This is a genomic window from Shewanella sp. MTB7, from assembly GCF_027571385.1.
GTDB lineage: Bacteria > Pseudomonadota > Gammaproteobacteria > Enterobacterales > Shewanellaceae > Shewanella.
In genome coordinates, this window is the sequence record NZ_CP085636.1 from 2,856,605 (window position 1) to 2,873,710 (window position 17,106).

The 17,106-nt window shown below is 42.3% G+C and carries 12 protein-coding genes and 5 tRNA genes; 15 read left to right on the forward strand and 2 right to left on the reverse strand.

What is annotated here, in order from left to right; genetic code table 11:
* Positions 1–28: 28 nt before the first annotated feature.
* Genes HWQ47_RS12180 through HWQ47_RS12205 form a run of 6 tightly spaced genes read left to right on the forward strand, consistent with a single transcriptional unit; the run spans position 29 to position 9,975 of the window.
* Positions 29–439 (forward strand): hypothetical protein, encoded by a 411-nt coding sequence (locus HWQ47_RS12180; protein WP_269971381.1) that lies wholly within the window; start codon positions 29–31, stop codon positions 437–439.
* A gap of 11 nt (positions 440–450) precedes the next feature.
* Positions 451–1,065, forward strand: a complete 615-nt coding sequence (locus tag HWQ47_RS12185) for a hypothetical protein (protein ID WP_269971382.1) — start codon at positions 451–453, stop codon at positions 1,063–1,065.
* Positions 1,066–1,509, forward strand: a complete 444-nt coding sequence (locus HWQ47_RS12190) for a hypothetical protein (RefSeq protein ID WP_269971383.1) — start codon at positions 1,066–1,068, stop codon at positions 1,507–1,509.
* Positions 1,506–1,742: a glycine zipper domain-containing protein gene (locus HWQ47_RS12195; RefSeq protein WP_269971384.1), complete on the forward strand. Its 237-nt coding sequence runs from the start codon at positions 1,506–1,508 to the stop codon at positions 1,740–1,742. The genes HWQ47_RS12190 and HWQ47_RS12195 overlap by 4 nt, the downstream gene beginning before the upstream one ends.
* 9 nt (positions 1,743–1,751) lie before the next feature.
* Positions 1,752–2,948 (forward strand): hypothetical protein, encoded by a 1,197-nt coding sequence (locus HWQ47_RS12200; RefSeq protein ID WP_269971385.1) that lies wholly within the window; start codon positions 1,752–1,754, stop codon positions 2,946–2,948.
* A complete protein-coding gene (locus tag HWQ47_RS12205) occupies positions 2,938–9,975 on the forward strand; it encodes an LPD38 domain-containing protein (protein WP_269971386.1) in 7,038 nt (2,345 codons plus the stop codon). The genes HWQ47_RS12200 and HWQ47_RS12205 overlap by 11 nt, the downstream gene beginning before the upstream one ends.
* A 50-nt stretch (positions 9,976–10,025) precedes the next feature.
* Here HWQ47_RS12205 and HWQ47_RS12210 read toward each other — a convergent pair whose 3' ends face one another.
* Complete coding sequence (locus tag HWQ47_RS12210; RefSeq protein ID WP_269971387.1) at positions 10,026–10,208, reverse strand: hypothetical protein; 183 nt, start codon at positions 10,206–10,208, stop codon at positions 10,026–10,028.
* A gap of 543 nt (positions 10,209–10,751) precedes the next feature.
* On the opposite strand from HWQ47_RS12210, the gene pgsA reads away from it, so the two are divergent.
* The 9 genes from pgsA (at position 10,752) to rplY (ending at position 15,519) form a co-directional block, all read left to right on the forward strand.
* Complete coding sequence (gene pgsA, locus HWQ47_RS12215) at positions 10,752–11,309, forward strand: CDP-diacylglycerol--glycerol-3-phosphate 3-phosphatidyltransferase (RefSeq protein ID WP_269971388.1); 558 nt, start codon at positions 10,752–10,754, stop codon at positions 11,307–11,309.
* A 217-nt stretch (positions 11,310–11,526) separates the two neighbouring features.
* Positions 11,527–11,602: transfer RNA gene (locus tag HWQ47_RS12220), tRNA-Gly, on the forward strand.
* 152 nt (positions 11,603–11,754) lie between these two features.
* Positions 11,755–11,828 (forward strand) — tRNA-Cys (locus HWQ47_RS12225).
* Positions 11,829–11,916: 88 nt separating this feature from the next.
* Positions 11,917–12,002: transfer RNA gene (locus tag HWQ47_RS12230), tRNA-Leu, on the forward strand.
* 392 nt (positions 12,003–12,394) lie between these two features.
* Positions 12,395–12,468 (forward strand) — tRNA-Cys (locus HWQ47_RS12235).
* 88 nt (positions 12,469–12,556) lie between these two features.
* A tRNA-Leu gene (locus tag HWQ47_RS12240) sits at positions 12,557–12,642 on the forward strand.
* A 403-nt stretch (positions 12,643–13,045) separates the two neighbouring features.
* Entirely contained in the window at positions 13,046–14,434 is a 1,389-nt protein-coding gene (locus tag HWQ47_RS12245; protein WP_269971389.1) for a L,D-transpeptidase family protein, read from the forward strand.
* A gap of 112 nt (positions 14,435–14,546) precedes the next feature.
* Positions 14,547–15,095, forward strand: coding sequence for a DUF882 domain-containing protein (locus HWQ47_RS12250; RefSeq protein WP_269971390.1), 549 nt, complete (start codon positions 14,547–14,549; stop codon positions 15,093–15,095).
* 136 nt (positions 15,096–15,231) lie between these two features.
* A complete protein-coding gene (gene rplY / locus HWQ47_RS12255; RefSeq protein ID WP_269971391.1) occupies positions 15,232–15,519 on the forward strand; it encodes a 50S ribosomal protein L25 in 288 nt (95 codons plus the stop codon).
* A 67-nt stretch (positions 15,520–15,586) separates the two neighbouring features.
* Here rplY and HWQ47_RS12260 read toward each other — a convergent pair whose 3' ends face one another.
* Complete coding sequence (locus HWQ47_RS12260; protein WP_269971392.1) at positions 15,587–17,104, reverse strand: SpoVR family protein; 1,518 nt, start codon at positions 17,102–17,104, stop codon at positions 15,587–15,589.
* Positions 17,105–17,106 lie beyond the last annotated feature (2 nt).

Sequence of the window (17,106 nt, forward strand, 5' to 3'; positions counted from 1 at the left end):
CTCCCTATGAGGTAAATATTTTACCATTATGGAAAACTTCACTTTAGTCAAAGGGGAGTGGTCACAGCATAAAGAACGACTTAAAGCATCCATCGACCACATTGGCAAATCAGCTGATGACCCCAATTTATATGATTCCATCGATAAAGCCTGTTCTAACGAGCAGGCTTTTTTGTTTTTATCTCGCGATGGTTTTTTTGTGTTAAGACCACGATATCGTCGTGGATCCACCTTTGTCGAACTGAGTGTTGCCCATTGTCAGGGGGGCAACGGCATCATTCGTTATCAACCACACATCATCACATTAGCGCGAAAAGGTAAGGCTAAGTTCATCGAATTTCTAACTGCGAGAAAGGGGTTAGATCGCGTCGCACCTAGGCATGGCTGGATCAAGCATGGCTATCATCAACATCTCGCCATCTGGCGATACACCTTATAGTAGAGGTCAATATGGGCAAGTCAGATACCGTTAAAGAGACTAAGTACGAAAAAGAGTTAGCTAAAGTCTATGGCGAGCAATGGAACTATTACAAAGAGAATATCGTCCCGGTTGAAAACACCGTAATAAATGATGCTAAGCGCAGTAATGACACGTCTGATTATCAAAACATCAGTGATGATTCTAACTTGGGTTATCAGCGGTCATTTGCTCAGGCCAGTGGCATGAGTGCTGATCGACTCGCTGCCAGTGGCGTGAATCCTAACTCGGGTAAGTTCAAGGGACAAATGAGCAACCTGTCCGATATGGAGGCTAGCGTATCGACTGATGCTAAGAGTCGCTCCCAGATAGCTGGCCAAGAACGTCATATCGATAAAATGAGTAACGTGATGGCCATGGGACAAGGTGAGGCACAAGAGGCCGTTGCCTCACTCAATGATATTGCCGTGAATTCTCAGCGTAAGGCATTTATGGATGCTGACCTATCTATGCAAAATAAAAATAACACTCTGGGAGCAATAGGTGCGATTGGTGGGGCTGCGGCAAGTTATGCCATGGCACCGACAACCAATACTGATTTCACATTGCCTGCTAATAATTCAAACCCAGATGAAAGGGGCGCATAAATGAGAGACTTTAGTGAAATTGAAGGTATCGAAGAGGATAACAATAACAGCTTACCTACGAAAAACTACCAAAACACCCTAGCGGATCTAACTCGTCAACAGTGGAGTGATTACAGCACCCGCTATTTGCCCATGCAAAACTCCCTGCTTGCCATGGCGTCAAACGATACTCTGTTAACTGAACAATTGGACCGTAATAAAACCAATCTCGATAATTCCTTTTCGCTTGCAAAACAAAATGAGTCCATGCGGTTAGGGCGTTATGGTTTAGATGCAGATAATTCCACTCAATCAGAGACAAATAATTCACTTCTTAAGGGGCTGACCATGGCCTCAATCAACAACGAAACTCGAAGTGCTGTTGACGAGTTACAACAGAAAATCGTGACAGGTCAAGGCGGCGCACCGAAATCACTGGCAGACATAGGAGCAAAAGGCAGATGAGTTACAGCATTATGAACATGGGTAACAGCACTAAGTCTCAGGCTCAAAATTCGCTTAAAACTTTGGCTGATATGGAAAGTAAACGGGATACTCAAAATACGCAGATAAAGCAAACTAAGAAGAATGCCCAGATGAGTGGGGCGGCTAGTGGCGCCATGATGGGAACCATGATTATGCCTGGTTGGGGGACAGCCATCGGTGCGGCGGTTGGTTTTCTTGCTGGTTCACTTTAGGAGAAGGTTATGGGTTCAGCATTAGTAGATGGGGCCATGAGCGGCTTTAATATGATGGAGCGTCATCAGCAGCGTAAACATAATAATGAACGATTGGCGATGCTCGATGAACGAAATGAGCAAAGGTATCAAGATAGCCAGGGGAGACTAAGTGATTTAGATGAACGCGATAATGAACGCTATCAAAATACAGTTGATTATCGAAATCAAACGGCAGCTGAAACCAAGACACATAGAAACTGGCAGATTAGTGCTCGTGAGAATTCGCAGCAATGGGCTAAAGATCAGAAGATGATGGGTGTAGGTTGGGATTATTTTCGTGCCAACGGCCAAGTAGCACCTGAGCATAAAGAGATGTTTAGTCGAAATCCAGGTTATGACCCTCGTACTTTCGTTAACCCCGAAGCTCGGCAAAAAGTTAAGTTGTTGGGCAAGAAGTTGGAGTCAGTGTTAACTAGCGGCCAGATGGCAAAAGTGAATGAGCCAGAGACTATAAAGTTATTCGATCAGGTATTTAAGGACAAGTTCTCATCTTCGGTTGGTCAGTTCGATCATGTGATTGGCGCATCGATTGAAGATGTCAGTTTCGCAGGTTTCGTACCGACGAAGAAAGACGGTAGCGTGTCATTCGCTCTTAAGGTGCAATATGACAATGGTAAGAGCGAAATTAAACCTATGACTCAAGGTCGCTCTACTGACAAAGATGATCCCGTTCTGCAGATGAAGCCGGATGAGCTGATCGCAACGATAAGAAGCAAGATGATGATGGCCGATATGATAGAACGGCCAGAGTATTGGGACCAAATGGGTCAATCGATTAGTGGTCGTAGGCAAAGTGTTCAGAGTCAAAGTCAGAAACAACAAAGTAAGATCGAAGCTAACTACCGTAAAGAGCAAGCCATGATCGCCCGTGATAAAACCAATGCTATTGCCAAGATAGAAAGTGATTCGGGCATGATGGAAGAAGATCGCTTAGATGCCATCAAGAGGGTTCAAGCTACATATGAACAGCGGTCGCAGGATCTTGATCAATCCTTTGGTATCGAGAGTCCAGAAGGCGGAGGCGGAAGCGAGTTTCAAAGCGGTGTTGATGGTCTATCGGTTGACGATGTCGTTGAGAAGTTCATGCAAGCCAACGAAGGGATGACGAAAGAGCAAGCGATGAAAGTCGCCATGGACAGGGGACATATCACTAATGCCAAGTAAATTGATTGATCCGTTTAGTGAGGAAGAATTTGAATATATTGATCCTTTTGAAGAAGCTGAAGTAGAAAGTAATGGAGGTGTGACCGCAGCTTTTGGCGCTGGCGTAGATAAAGTTCAGGAACTTGGTTATCGAGCCGTAAAAGGCTTTACCGATGTGGGTGCGGAAAAGGCGGAGCAGACTAACATTATTGGTCGCACGATTGGCCAAGATGGCAGTTTATCTAAATGGGCTCAGTCTGGTGTAGAAGAAAATATAGCCGAAGCGAGTACATATCAGCCAACAGTAAAATCCTACAAAGATATCGACTCATTGGATGATTTTGGAAGTTACGCAGGTGAACTGATTGCGGGATCCGTGCCGTATATGGCTGCAGCTGTAACTCCTATAGGTGCGGGAACATTGGCCGGTGGCTTATCCGAAGAGGCATACGACGGGCAGCCCACAGATGATAAAAATGCCGTAAGGGCAGTCGCCTCGGGTGTTGGTCAAATGGTTTTGGAGCGTCTTGGTATTAAGGGGGCTTTAGGACAAGTTGGCCGTGATGTACTCAAAAATGGCGTGTTAGCAACAGCTAAAAAAATAGGTCAGGGAGGGTTAGTTAAGGCCGCTAAAGATCCCAAAACAGCAGCTTTGTTTGGTCGTCAAATATTGAAGGGCGCTTTATGGGAAGGAGCGACTGAAGCTGGCCAAGAAGCATTGGCGCAATGGGGGGCGGGGGCGTCACTCGATGAAATACACAGTTTGGATGAAGCCTTTATTGGTGGCCTTACCGTAGGCGGGATCATCCGCACCTCAAGTGAAGGTGCACAGCGTGTTATGGCATGGCAGAAAAAATCCAGCGATGTAGCGAAAAATGGTATTCAGGCTTTGGTTGAACAAGGTGTGATGCAAGATGATGCTATAGAACAAGTGCGCAATCAGATGATTGAGTCTGGTATAAAGCAAGGGTTAAGTGAGGCCGAGTCTGCCGCAGCTGCAGGGAGAACGATGAAAGTCGAGTTTGGCATAGAGCATGAGATATTTGCACCCATCGCCCAAGATGTCGCCAGTCGTCGTGCTGAAATGCATGAGAGGTTAAACCAACAACGTATCGATGCTGGTATTGGTGCAGCGCAACAAGCATTAGCTGGAGAAGGTGCACTCAGCGCTGAACAGCTTATTCAAACCCAGATGAATGAAGGTCGTATTGTTGATCCGTTTGATGATGTCGCTGAAGCTAACGTAGAGCCCATTACTTTAAAGGACAGTGTAGAAGGCGAAAACGCTGTTGATGCTTCAGCTAATAAGTCTCCTCCGGTCATTGATGATCCCATTAAGCAACTGCAACTTCCCTTAACACCAACGCCCTCTACGGAGGGCGTTCTTGATTCTGAAGCTAAGCAAATCGACGAAGCTAGCAATCAGGCTGCCCTATCGCCAGAGAATAACTTACCTGAGCCAAGCCAAGCGCAGAAAGAAGCCGGTAACTATAAGATGGGCCATGTAAAAGTTAACGGTATGGCTGTTTCCATAGAAAACCCTAAGGGTTCCCAGCGTTCCGGTGTCGATAGTGACGGTAAGGATTGGTCTGTCACCATGAAGCAACATTATGGGTATATCAAGGGGACCGAAGGCGCTGATGGCGACCATGTTGATGTGTTCATTGGTGACAGTCCCCAGGTAGATAGTGTGTATATTGTCGACCAAATAGAACCTAAATCAGGCAAGTTTGATGAACATAAGGTGATGATCGGTTTCGAGTCAGAGTTAGAAGCTAAGGACGGTTACTTGTCCAATTATGCTGATGGTTGGAAAGGGATCGGCGCTATTACAAAAATGCCCGTGGATGAGTTTAAGCAATGGGTTAAGACTCAAGCCACTAAAAAACCTTTTGTATATAAGGTACCAATAAATCTGGCTCCCAAAGAAGAGGTGAAGGTAGAAGCTGATGAAACGTTGATGATTAATGAGGAAAGTAATACTGCAGCTGTTATTGAAACCGATAATGAGAGGAGCAGTACACCGGTTGCGCCAAAGTCTGCAAAAATTGAAGATTTTGGAGAAGTGCTTCTTGGAGCTGCTAAGCACACTTATTCTTTTAATGAATCATTGGGAGCTGAAGTAGACACAGAGACAGCACCACTAAGTAAGTCATTCCCACAACCAGATTATCAAAAGTTGACTGATGAAGGGGCGGATCCTGTTGCGTTGGCACTGGTTGCTCAGTTACGAGGTGAAATCAAAACTAAGCCTAAGAAGTACGGTAAAGGTGGCTGGGCTAGTCAGGTTGATAGTTCCCGCGCATTTTCAGTAAAGCTCTTGTCTGGAGAGCATAGCGTGGATGATGTGGCAAAGAAAATGTGGGCGCATGATCAGAACGTGTACGGTCGTCAGTATATTAAGCACCTGCCTGATGTCATCGCTATAGCTAAAGATATTCCTGCGAGCAGCATCAAGTCACTCGGTAACTATAAGCTCAATGAAGCACATTACTCACTATTTCATGGTGAAAAGGACGTGGATAAATGGGTTGTGACTAATACCAAGCAGGGTGGTGGATTGGGAGGAATGGGTAACCAAGCTCACTTCGATACTAAACAAGAAGCGCTTACCTTCATCAAAGAGCAAGTAACTGACACGTCGACGGTTAATGATAAAAAACTGGCAAAGTTTGATATTTGGACTGAGCGAGGCAAGTCTGGTGTGGTATTTCTTGGCAAGAAATTAGCGGCAAATAAATACATTGAACTAAAACGTTTTGATAAAGGGAGTGAGGCTCGCGCTTATCGAGTTGATAACAATGTTGAGTTGGTTGAGTTACTAAAGCAAAAGAGACAGGTTGGGGCCATGAGGCGACCCGATAATAACCCTAGAGTTGGAGAGGAACACCGTAAAGGAAAAGACGCGACACCTGATTTATTTAGCAATACTTTCGGTTTTCGTGGTGTCCAGTTTGGGAATTGGGTTGAAGGGGGAAAGCGCCAAAATGACTTAAATTATGCCTTCGATGGACTAATGGATCTTGCATCGGTGATAAATGTGCCACCAAAGGCATTATCACTCAACGGCCAGCTTGGATTGGCATTTGGGGCGAGAGGAAAAGGGGGAAAGAATTCTGCTGCTGCACATTATGAACCTAATTCTGTTGTGATAAACCTGACGAAGAAACAAGGCTCAGGAAGCTTGGCTCATGAGTGGTTTCACGCACTAGATAACTATTTTGCAAAGATGGACAACGAAAGCGTAGGTGAGCAGAGCAGTTTATATTTAACTGATAGTTCTCGTCAGGCAGGTCTACTGAAAGAAGGTAGGTATCAGCGTTCTAGCAGTGATGATTTTGGTGTAAGACCTGAAGTTTTTGATGCTTTTAAGCGTGTGACATCAACCATTAAAAAAGAAACAGATCTTGTTAATCGTTCGGCTCAAAGAGATAAGTTCAGAGCAAAAAACTACTGGGGAACGGTGGTTGAAATGACGGCCAGATCCTTTGAACGTTACGTGATCGGTAAGTTAGCGCAGCAAGGGTATGAAAGTGATTACCTGGCTAATATCGTTAATGAGTCATCAACAGCAGCCATGGATGAAATGTCAGATTACCCTTATCCTTTAGCGGTTGAAATGGACGTGGTTAACAAGGCATATGATGGTTTGTTTGATACCTTGAAAACCAAAGAAACAGATAAAGGTGTCGCGCTTTTCCGTAAAGACGCCAGTACGGTTTTCAATAAAGGTAAACTTAAACCTAAAGGGATCCCTCTCAGCGAAGCTAAGGCGATTGCACAAGAATTTGTAGACTCTTACAATGGTAATATAAAGTTGGAATTTAAGGTTCGTCAGACTCAAGAGGAATTGTATGGACCAGAAGCAACGATTGAAAAATACGGACGGATCAAAGGCTCGTATAATGGAAAAGGAAAATCCGTTCTTGGACTTGTCTCAGGCAACTTGCATTCTTCGGCAGACGCAAGAGAAACCCTGCGACACGAAATCCTTGGACATTACGGTTTGGCAACGTTTAGTCAAATTGATAAAAAGGCCATTCTCGACAAAATCATAGACGCACAAAGTGAACCGACATTAAAGGTTCAATGGGATAAAATAAAAGCCGATAGCTACTATTCAAAACTAGATATTAACCAGCAAGCAGAAGAGGTGTTTGCACACACCGTTGAAAATTATCGAAATGGCTTGCAGCGCCTTTATGACACTATAATTGCTTGGTTAAAAGGCTCCTTGCGAAAAGTTGGTCTCAATAAATACCCATCATCATCTCAAGAACTCCACCGTTTAGCCGCGACGATTGCCAAGCAGATCCGCAGTGGTGACCGAGGTGGCCCTATCGATAGTAATAATCAGACTATGCACCGAAGGGAGAGTGCTGGACATTCTTTACCAGATGAAAACCTAAAAGCTTACTTTATTCGTAATGTGCAAGATAAGTTCTACCGGCTAAAACTGGCTCAGCGAGATTTAGATGTGAACGATAGCAATAATGCGTATATGGCCGAAGAAGCCTTTCACGGTAAGATCGGTGAGGATTTGCGAAAACTTGAACTCGAGCATACTGACAAAATAGCCAAAACCATGGCAGAGCATTCGCTAAGCCAAGATGAAGTTGATCTCTATCTTATCGCTAAGCATGCCAAAGAGCGTAATGCGTATATTGATACCATTAATCCTGAGTTAGGCGGGGCAGGCTCAGGTATGAATAACGATCAGGCGCAAGCCATTCTAGATAAAGCGGTGTTGGAAAGTAAACGTTTGGCATTAGAGTCAGTCGCCAATGAGGTCTATTCCATGCTCGAAAAAAGTCGGGTTAATATAGTTAATTTCGGTTTAGAGCAACAAGATGCGATTGATACTTGGAAATCTCAATATCAATATTACGTACCACTAAAAGGCTACGCTGCTGAAGATGGAACTCATACTAGCAAAAGTAAGAAATTTGGTACCGGTAAAGGGTTTAATATTAGAGGCAGAGAAACCATTAAAGCGATGGGACGTCGATCTTTAGCTGAATCACCACTTCTACATACTATTGAAGATACAACTCAAGCCGTGATCCGTGCGCGTAAGAATGAAGTTGGACAAACCTTCTTGAGGCTCGTTGAATCCAACCCAGATCCCGAACTATGGCAGATATATACTGCTAATGATCCTGATTATCGGCGTGGTGAAGTTAGCCAGGACGGCGAGAAAGTTATTGGGCAAGTCAAGATGACCGCCTTTGAGATGGGTAACGCTAAAGACAAATACTTCACTACTAAAGTGGATGGCGTAGAGCACTTTATTAAACTCAAAGATCCACTTTTACTGCAAGCGATGGGTAACTTGGGAGTCGATCAATCTAACTTGCTGACACGTACTCTCGGCGTTGCCACTCGTACTTTGTCCGCGTTAGTGACCACATGGAATCCTGAATTTATGGCAACTAACTTTGCTCGGGATATTCAGGCCGCAATCTACAATGTAGTGGCTGAGACTCAGGTTAATGATGGTAAGGCGCTGAATACGGAGAAGCTGGCTCTTAAGATGATAAAGTCGACACCTCGCGCTATGGCTGTGCTTCGACAAGGTTTTAGAAATAATAAGTTTGATGGTTCAGCGAGATTTAGCAATCCTAAGTGGGGTCGTTATTTAAAAGAGTTTCTCGAGTCTGGGGCTAAGACTGGTTGGGTGAACCAAAAGGACATTCAGGGGCTGGCAAATGAGCTTAAAGGGACAATATCCAGAGCGAGCAATACCAAGCAAGGAAAGGTGCGCCGGATGGGGAAACAGGTCGCTGATTTTGTTAGCGACTATAACGATGTTGTGGAAAACGCGACTCGGTTTAGCGTTTATTATCATGCGAGAGAGCAGGGTATAAGTGTAAAGCAAGCCAGCAGTTTAGCTAAAAACCTGACCATTAATTTTAATAGAAAAGGAGAGGTGAGTAATACAGTTAATGCACTGTTCATGTTTGCTAATGCCAGCGTACAAGGTACGGCCAATATGCTAAGAGCGGTAGCGACGCCAAAAGACCGTAGTAAATCGTTATGGGATCCACAGTTTTATAACTTATCGCAGAAAATGGCTATTGGAACCATAGGAACCACTGTGGTTATGGCTAACTTAATGCGTGAGATAGGCGGCGATGATGAAGATGGCACTCCTTTCTATGACAAAGTACCAGATCACGTTAAGGCGACCAATTTTGTAATAATGCTCGGTGGTATGGACTATGTGGCTATCCCTATGCCGTATGGCTACAACCTGTTTGCGAATATCGGACATAGTATAGATGGTGTAATACAAGGTAAGTCAATCGGTAAGTTAGCGACAGGCTTAGTGCTATCCGCTGCAGGCACATTCTCGCCAATCGGCTTTACGCCTACTGTTGCTACGCCTTTTGTCGAGGTTGATCGCAACAAGAATTTCTTTGGTGGGAATATCTATCCTGAGCAACATGGCTTTGGTGCCAAAAAATCAGATTCACACTTGGGCACTAACTACACCTGGGAATGGACTAAAGAGTTAACAATCTGGCTTAATGAAGTGACAGGCGGTTCTAAGTTTAGATCCGGCATGGCTGATTTTACCCCGCAATCTATAGAGCATTTAGCTAAGTTTATGGGTGGTGGGGTATTGCAGTTTGGTTTGCGCTGGCAAAACCTAGCTGTTAAAGCGATGGAGGGGAAAGAAATTGAGTCTAGAGACATTCCCTTTGCTAGGCGTTTCTATAAACGCCTAAACCCCAAAGCCGCAATAGGAGAATTTTACACCGCCAAGGATACCCTCGCTAAAGTTAAGGCTGATTACCTCTCTTTGCATGGTAAAGATAAGGTTGAATTTAAGCGTGAATATAAGTTGTCTTTGGAACTGCAGAAATTTGCATCAAATATCGAAAAGTCACTACGAAATCTTAATAAACAAAAAGGAAGTATTGAGGCCAGTCGATTATCTTCTTTAGAAAAGGAACGTAGAATACAGTTGATTGAGGATAAAAAAATAGAACTGACACTACGATTCTCTAAGAAAAGAAACGAGCTAGGCCTCCAGGAGTTGTAATGAGAGGCGTTACCTCATTGTTCCTTTCAACTTTAATGTAAAAACTGATACTAGGATTTTGCAAACCAAACAGTCCCGCCAATTCCCACCACAAAGTAACCTACATAAGGCCAAGGATATTCGGCGCCTAATTGCTTCAGTAAAACCAGAGCAAACGTCCCACCTAAAACCCAGCAAAGCGGAAAGAAAAAAGCCAGTTTAATGAATGCTGCAACGCTGCGGATCAATTCCATAGAAACCCCCACTGAGCCATTTTAATAGTGCGCTTGAAGATAGTCATAATGTAGGTATTCAAACTTACATTAATGTTCAGCAAGTAGAGAGTGATATTGATTCTCTAGAAAGCAGCGAAAGAAGCCATTTAGAAGCGTGATCGGTGACTTAATGAACTGAAAATTGTCGTCGTAGAGCTATGGATAATCTTGTCAGTACCATTTGGCAGCAAAGGTTAGAACAATAGATGTATGCTATTTCCCCACAAGTAGAGACTTTTGTTTTATATGGGTACTTTTAAAGCTGTTTCGCCTAAGTTTGCTTTTGTTCGACCTCGACTTTAATGTAGACTTACCACTACGTTGGGCCACCGCATCCGAAAGAGGGACTTTAAGAATCTTGTACCAAACTGTGTACATAATTTTAAAAGTTACCGACAGTTTAAAAATAAGGTGCTGAATTGTGTATGAATATTGTTTTCGCCGAAACAAATACATGATTCATTGCGAGGCTCATAAAATTAAGGCAAGATTGGCGCTGCTTTTAAAATTATGGTCCTCTACATGCCGTTTAATATACCTATCGCGTTAACTTTGTTCAGGTTGTTTTTATTACCTGTGTTTGTTGTTATTTTTTACCTGCCTTATACTTGGTCGCCATTTGCAGCCGCATTTGTATTCTGGCTAGCAGCAGTGACTGATGCTCTTGATGGTTACGCAGCAAGAAAATTAAAGCAGTCGACACGATTTGGTGCTTTTCTCGATCCTGTTGCTGATAAGATTATGGTAACAACAGCTTTGGTTCTTCTTGTTGCAGAATACAATAGTATTTGGATGACTCTCCCTGCGTTATTTATGATTGGCAGAGAAATTGTTATTTCCGCATTAAGAGAATGGATGGCTGAAATCGGTAAGCGAGGCTCTGTTGCAGTATCATGGATTGGTAAATATAAAACAGCAGCACAGATGACAGCGGTAACAGGCTTAATTTGGCAACCGAATGACATTATCACCTATGCAGCTTACGCACTATTTTATGTCGCCGCGGTATTGACGTTCTGGTCAATGATGAACTATATCATGGCTGCCTGGAGTGATTTGACTGCTGATTCGAATAATTAAAATGCAATAAGATTGTTTAGTGTCCAAGCAGTCATTTATTGTGAAATATGCAATTGACTCTTGGCGCTAAATCGGTAGAATGCCATTCCGCAGTCAGGGGAAAGCTTCTTAAGTAGAACTTGATGTGTAGATAAGATTAAAGCGACATTAGCTCAGTTGATAAGGGGGAAAGAAGATACCTTTATTGATGATTATAGATAATGTTGATAAGTAAGATGCGACATTAGCTCAGTTGGTAGAGCGATACCTTGCCAAGGTATAGGTCATCGGTTCGAACCCGATATGTCGCTCCAAATTATTTAAAATGTGACTTAGCTCAGTTGTTTATTGATAGAGTTAATACCTTCTTTTTACCAAGGTATAGCTTCTCGTTTAAATCAAGAGCCGGTTCGAACCCATTCTCTATTAGAGAAAGTTCGCACAAAATGATGTAAAAGATAACAATGGCGCGATGGCAGAATGGCTATGCTGCGGATTGCAAATCCGCCTATCTCGGTTCGACTCCGGGTCGCGCCTCCATATTTAGATTATGATGAGTTTGGCTTTTTAAACAAGAGTCATACAGTATTAACTACCGATAATACGTATCGTCAGAGTCAACGAGTTTGCCCGAGTGGTGGAATCGGTAGACACAAGGGATTTAAAATCCCTCGCTGAATAAGCGTGCCGGTTCAAGTCCGGCCTCGGGTACCATCATTCTCTTAGAGATGAGCACGAAAGCCTCGACGAAAGTCGGGGCTTTTTTGTATCTGGTATTTATCAGCAAATTATTCCACTCAGAATCAATTTATCATGAGTAAGGCTCTGATAACTTCCAAAGCGAACTTGGCTTAATAATACTAAGTAGTATTGATATAAAACAATATTATGCAGTTGATATGGTAGTTGATAAGCAGAGTCATCTAGGGCTTTTGCTCAACATGCAGACATAGTGAAGACAAAATAAACGTTGGGGATTGCTTTTTAACCACTTGAATAAAAAGATAAAATATAATGTTGACTCATTTTTTAAATCAGTTAAAGTATCCTCACTTTCTTAGAGTGGCAATGATTAACAAGTGCTTTAAGATGTGAAAATGAATTTTGGCGCGATGGCAGAATGGCTATGCTGCGGATTGCAAATCCGCCTATCTCGGTTCGACTCCGGGTCGCGCCTCCATATTTAGATTATGATGAGTTTGGCTTTTTAAACAAGAGTCATACAGTATTAACTACCGATAATACGTATCGTCAGAGTCAACGAGTTTGCCCGAGTGGTGGAATCGGTAGACACAAGGGATTTAAAATCCCTCGCTGAATAAGCGTGCCGGTTCAAGTCCGGCCTCGGGTACCATCATTCTCTTAGAGATGAGCAAAAAAGCCTCGACGAAAATCGGGGCTTTTTTGTCTGTTGATCATTTAGAAAGCATACTTTAACCCCCTCGTGCAGTAATAAGATCACTCCGCCTCTATTATAACGTTTGGCTCGGAAATGTACGGTCGCTAGACGTTATGTGAAGGTATTCACTTAATTGAAGTTTTACCAAGCATTTGAAATATCAACTTGTTTACAGTTTATGACTCATTGAAGTATGACTGACACCGCTGGTTGAGGCAGAGATGTTACGGCATTGACTAAAATACACTTTTGGCATTATTGAGATCTAAGGGGTAAACTTTGCTTAGTTTCAGCATTTGATTAGATAATATTGTCTCTCATTATCTCTAGTTCAATTGCGATAATAGGAGGTGGTGTTATGGATCAGGGAAAGTTTATTAGGAGAATTTTTGCTATTTCCCTATCCTTTTTCTACCTTGCCTCTGCGTCAGCAATAGACAGAATTGACGCTGCAATCAACTCTCTTCAATATCAAGTTCAATTAGTGAATTTAATCCAACCTTCGGAACGTTTTACTGAGTACAAGCATATTCTGTCCCACGGCTCCAGAGATGAACATTTAGCCATCGTCGATAATATTCAAAAAGATCTTGCTCAATTCTGGCGTTCTGAGAATGTTCCGATTCAAGGTGGGGGAATGACTAATGATCTATATCTAAATGCATTTTCAATCGAACCTAGCTCTAAGGATTACCTCCCTACCAGTAATCGGATTAGATATTTGCTCTGGATAAATGAACATAACAGTTGGAAAATCATTGTGTTGAACGCTTGGCTTAAAGAGGGGGATAGTCATTCCGCGATACCTGAAATTCGCCGTCGGTTAACGTTACTAGGCGATTTAATCGTTCTAGAGCCTGAAAGTCGTGTTATGACAGAAGACATTGTTAGCGCTGTGCAAGGGTTTCAACATCGTCATGGCTTGAAGCAGGATGGAGTAATTGGACCTGAAACGTTAAGGTGGTTAAATCTCACTCCTGAAAATAGGGCGCATGTTCTAGCGGATAACTTTATAAGTAAATCCAGTTACCTGGCAACGATTGGTTCCCGCTTTCTATTAGTCAACATCCCTGCGTTTGAAATGGTTTTAGTTGATAAAGGTGAGGTACAACTCGAGTCCAGAGTCATCGTAGGTAAACCGTATCGACAAACGCCAAGATTGAGTAGCAAGATATCTAATATGATTCTTAATCCAAGCTGGCGAGTCCCTAGGAATCTGTTAAGGCGCGATCTTCTACCAAAAGTGCGCCAAGATGGTGCTTATATCAACGAACATAATTTTGATGTTTATAACTCCGCGGGAACTCAAGTAGTTAAAACGGCAGAGGAGTGGCAAGATCTGGCTGGAGGGCGGTTTCCATATCGGCTGGTACAAAAGCCAGGAGCGGATAATACATTAGGGCGTTATAAATTTTACTTTGAAAATGAGTACAATGTTTATCTTCATGATACCTATGATAAAGCGTTATTTGAAAAAACCAATAGAGCACTTTCTTCTGGTTGTATTCGAGTCGAAAAAGTAGAGTCTTTAGCAAATTGGCTGGCATCCAATTTAGTTAAAGATAAGCAAACTTGGGTCGATCTACAAACATATAGAGATAAGACCCAGTGGTTTTCCTTCGATAACGCTTTAGCCGTTCATTTAGTATATTGGACAGCTTGGGTGGACGAGAGGGGCTTGGCTCAATTTAGAAATGACATTTATCACCAGAATTCAATGCTTAATCTTGTTTCATTACAAGAGTAGTTTTTGGTGCCCATTAAAACAGTGTATTCCCTTATAAATGTTAACTTGATTTTACTCTGAATAACGTATATTTTATCGAAAATATGGTTAATTATTAGTCAGTGGTGATCGAGTGTCTTTAGTTTGTCCCGCCCGTAGGCAGTTGTTGTTAGGCCTTAGTGGTATTGCAATGTGTTCAGTTATCCCATCAAAGGTTCAGGCGAGCCGTTCAACAAAAGGGATTAGAAATCTGGGTTTTAAAAATATTCATACTGGTGAGCGTGGACATGGAAGCTATTGGATTGATGGGCGCTACCAAGAGAATATTTTATCTGAATTTAGTCATACATTAAGAGACCACCGACGTAACGAGTCTGCTCCTATGGACATTCGTTTATATGATCTTTTATTTAAGCTCAAAGAGACGTTAAATGTTGAGTATGATTTTAATGTTATATCTGGATACCGATCGCCAAAAACTAATGCTATGTTGGCATCAAAAAGTAGTGCTGTAGCTAAGAAAAGTTACCATATGAAAGGAATGGCAATGGACATTGCTATTCCAGATGTTAAGTTAAGTTATCTCCGTGAAGCTGCGATAGAACTTAAACTTGGCGGTGTTGGATATTACCCGCGTTCAGGCTTTATCCATGTTGATACAGGGCCAGTGCGAACTTGGTAAATGATCTATGCCGAGATATACATTAAATGGTTTGTTAGTTTTGGGGGGCTATGGTAGTATCCGCCCGCAATAAAAGCGTCCTCGTTGGTCGAAAATGGGGGACAAACTGAAACTAATTTATTTAAGTGAGAAAGCTATGTCTTATACTATCGCTGCACAAGTCCGTACTGAAATTGGGAAAGGTTCGAGCCGCCGCCTACGTCATGCCGACAAAGTCCCTGCAGTTATCTATGGTCCAGGTAAAGAGCCTGTTGCTATCGTTTTTGACCATAAAGATATCATCAACATTCAAGCGAATGAAGATTTTTACACCGTTGCTCTAACTATCAACCTTGATGGTACTGACGTTAAAGTTAGCGTTAAAGCTATGCAACGTCACGCGTTCAAGCCTCTTATTGAGCACGTAGATTTCACTTACGCATAAGCGTGTAGTGTAGTTAATAAAAAAAGCGCCTATTGGCGCTTTTTTTATATTTAATCATCAAGGTTAATTATTCCTCATCGTCATTTGGACAAGTCGCGATAATCGTTTGTTCCCCATCATCACCAACTTCCTCTAATCTAACATCAAATCCCCAAAGTCGATGTAAATGCTTGACCACTTCGTGACGGCTTTTTGACAGAGGAACCCGATTGGTAGGGATGTATCTTAATGTTAGTGACCTATCCCCCTTTATTTCGACATTTTGAACTTGAATATTTGGTTCTAAATTTGACAGATTGTATTGTTGTGACAACATCTGTCGAATATCTTTGTAACCTTGTTCATCGTGAATTGCCGAAACTGATAAATAGTTCTTTTTATCATCATCTAAAATACCAAAGAGTTTAAATTGGCGGATAATATTGGGTGATAAATACTGACTAATAAAGCTTTCATCTTTAAAGTTTTCCATTGCAAAATGTAATGTTTCAAGCCAATCACTGCCGGCTATGTCAGGAAACCAATGTTTATCCTCCTCTGTCGGATTTTCACATATTCGTCTAATATCGATAAACATGTTAAACCCTAATGCATAGGGATTAATCCCGCTATAATGAGGGCTGTTGTAGCTAGGTTGCGCAATTACATTGGTATGATTTTGTAAGAATTCCAGCATAAACCTGTCGGTAACCAAACCCTCATCATATAGGTGATTGAGTATGGTATAGTGCCAAAATGTAGCCCAACCTTCATTCATTACCTGAGTTTGTTTTTGTGGGTAGAAGTATTGCCCCATCTTACGTACGATGCGGACAATCTCCCGTTCCCATGGTTTTAATAAGGGGGCGTGTTTCTCTATAAAGTAGAGAATATTTTCTTGGGGTTCTTCTGGAAAGCTTGACCTAGGTTTCTCTTTTGACTCACTTTGAGTTGATGGTATCGTTCGCCAGAGATCATTAACCTGACTCTGCAGATATTCTTCACGATCTTTTTGTCTGAGTTGTTCCTCCTTAAAAGATATTTCACTTGGACGTTTATATCGGTCAACGCCGTAATTCATTAAGGCATGACAAGAATCAATAATTAATTCAACTTTTTCAACGCCGTGGACTTCTTCACATTGACTTATGTAGTTTTTAGCAAAAACAAGATAGTCAATAATAGAACTGGCATCTGTCCATGTTTTGAAAAGATAGTTGCTTTTAAAGAAGCTATTATGACCAAAACAAGCATGGGCCATCACCAATGCTTGCATGGTAATGGTATTTTCTTCCATAAGGTAAGCGATACAGGGGTCAGAGTTAATAACAATCTCATAGGCAAGACCCATCTGACCACGTTTATAGCTCTGCTCGGTCTCAATGAATTTTTTACCGAACGACCAATGAGTATAACCTATGGGCATGCCGATGCCTGCATAGGCATCCATCATCTGTTCGGCCGTGATCACCTCAATTTGGTTTGGATATGAGTCAAGTTTGTAATGTGCTGCAACTTTTTCTATTTCTGTTAAGTAAGTTTGCAATAGTTCAAAGTTCCAATCTGGCCCATCGTCAAGCGGTGTTCTCTTTTTTCTCTTATCCATAA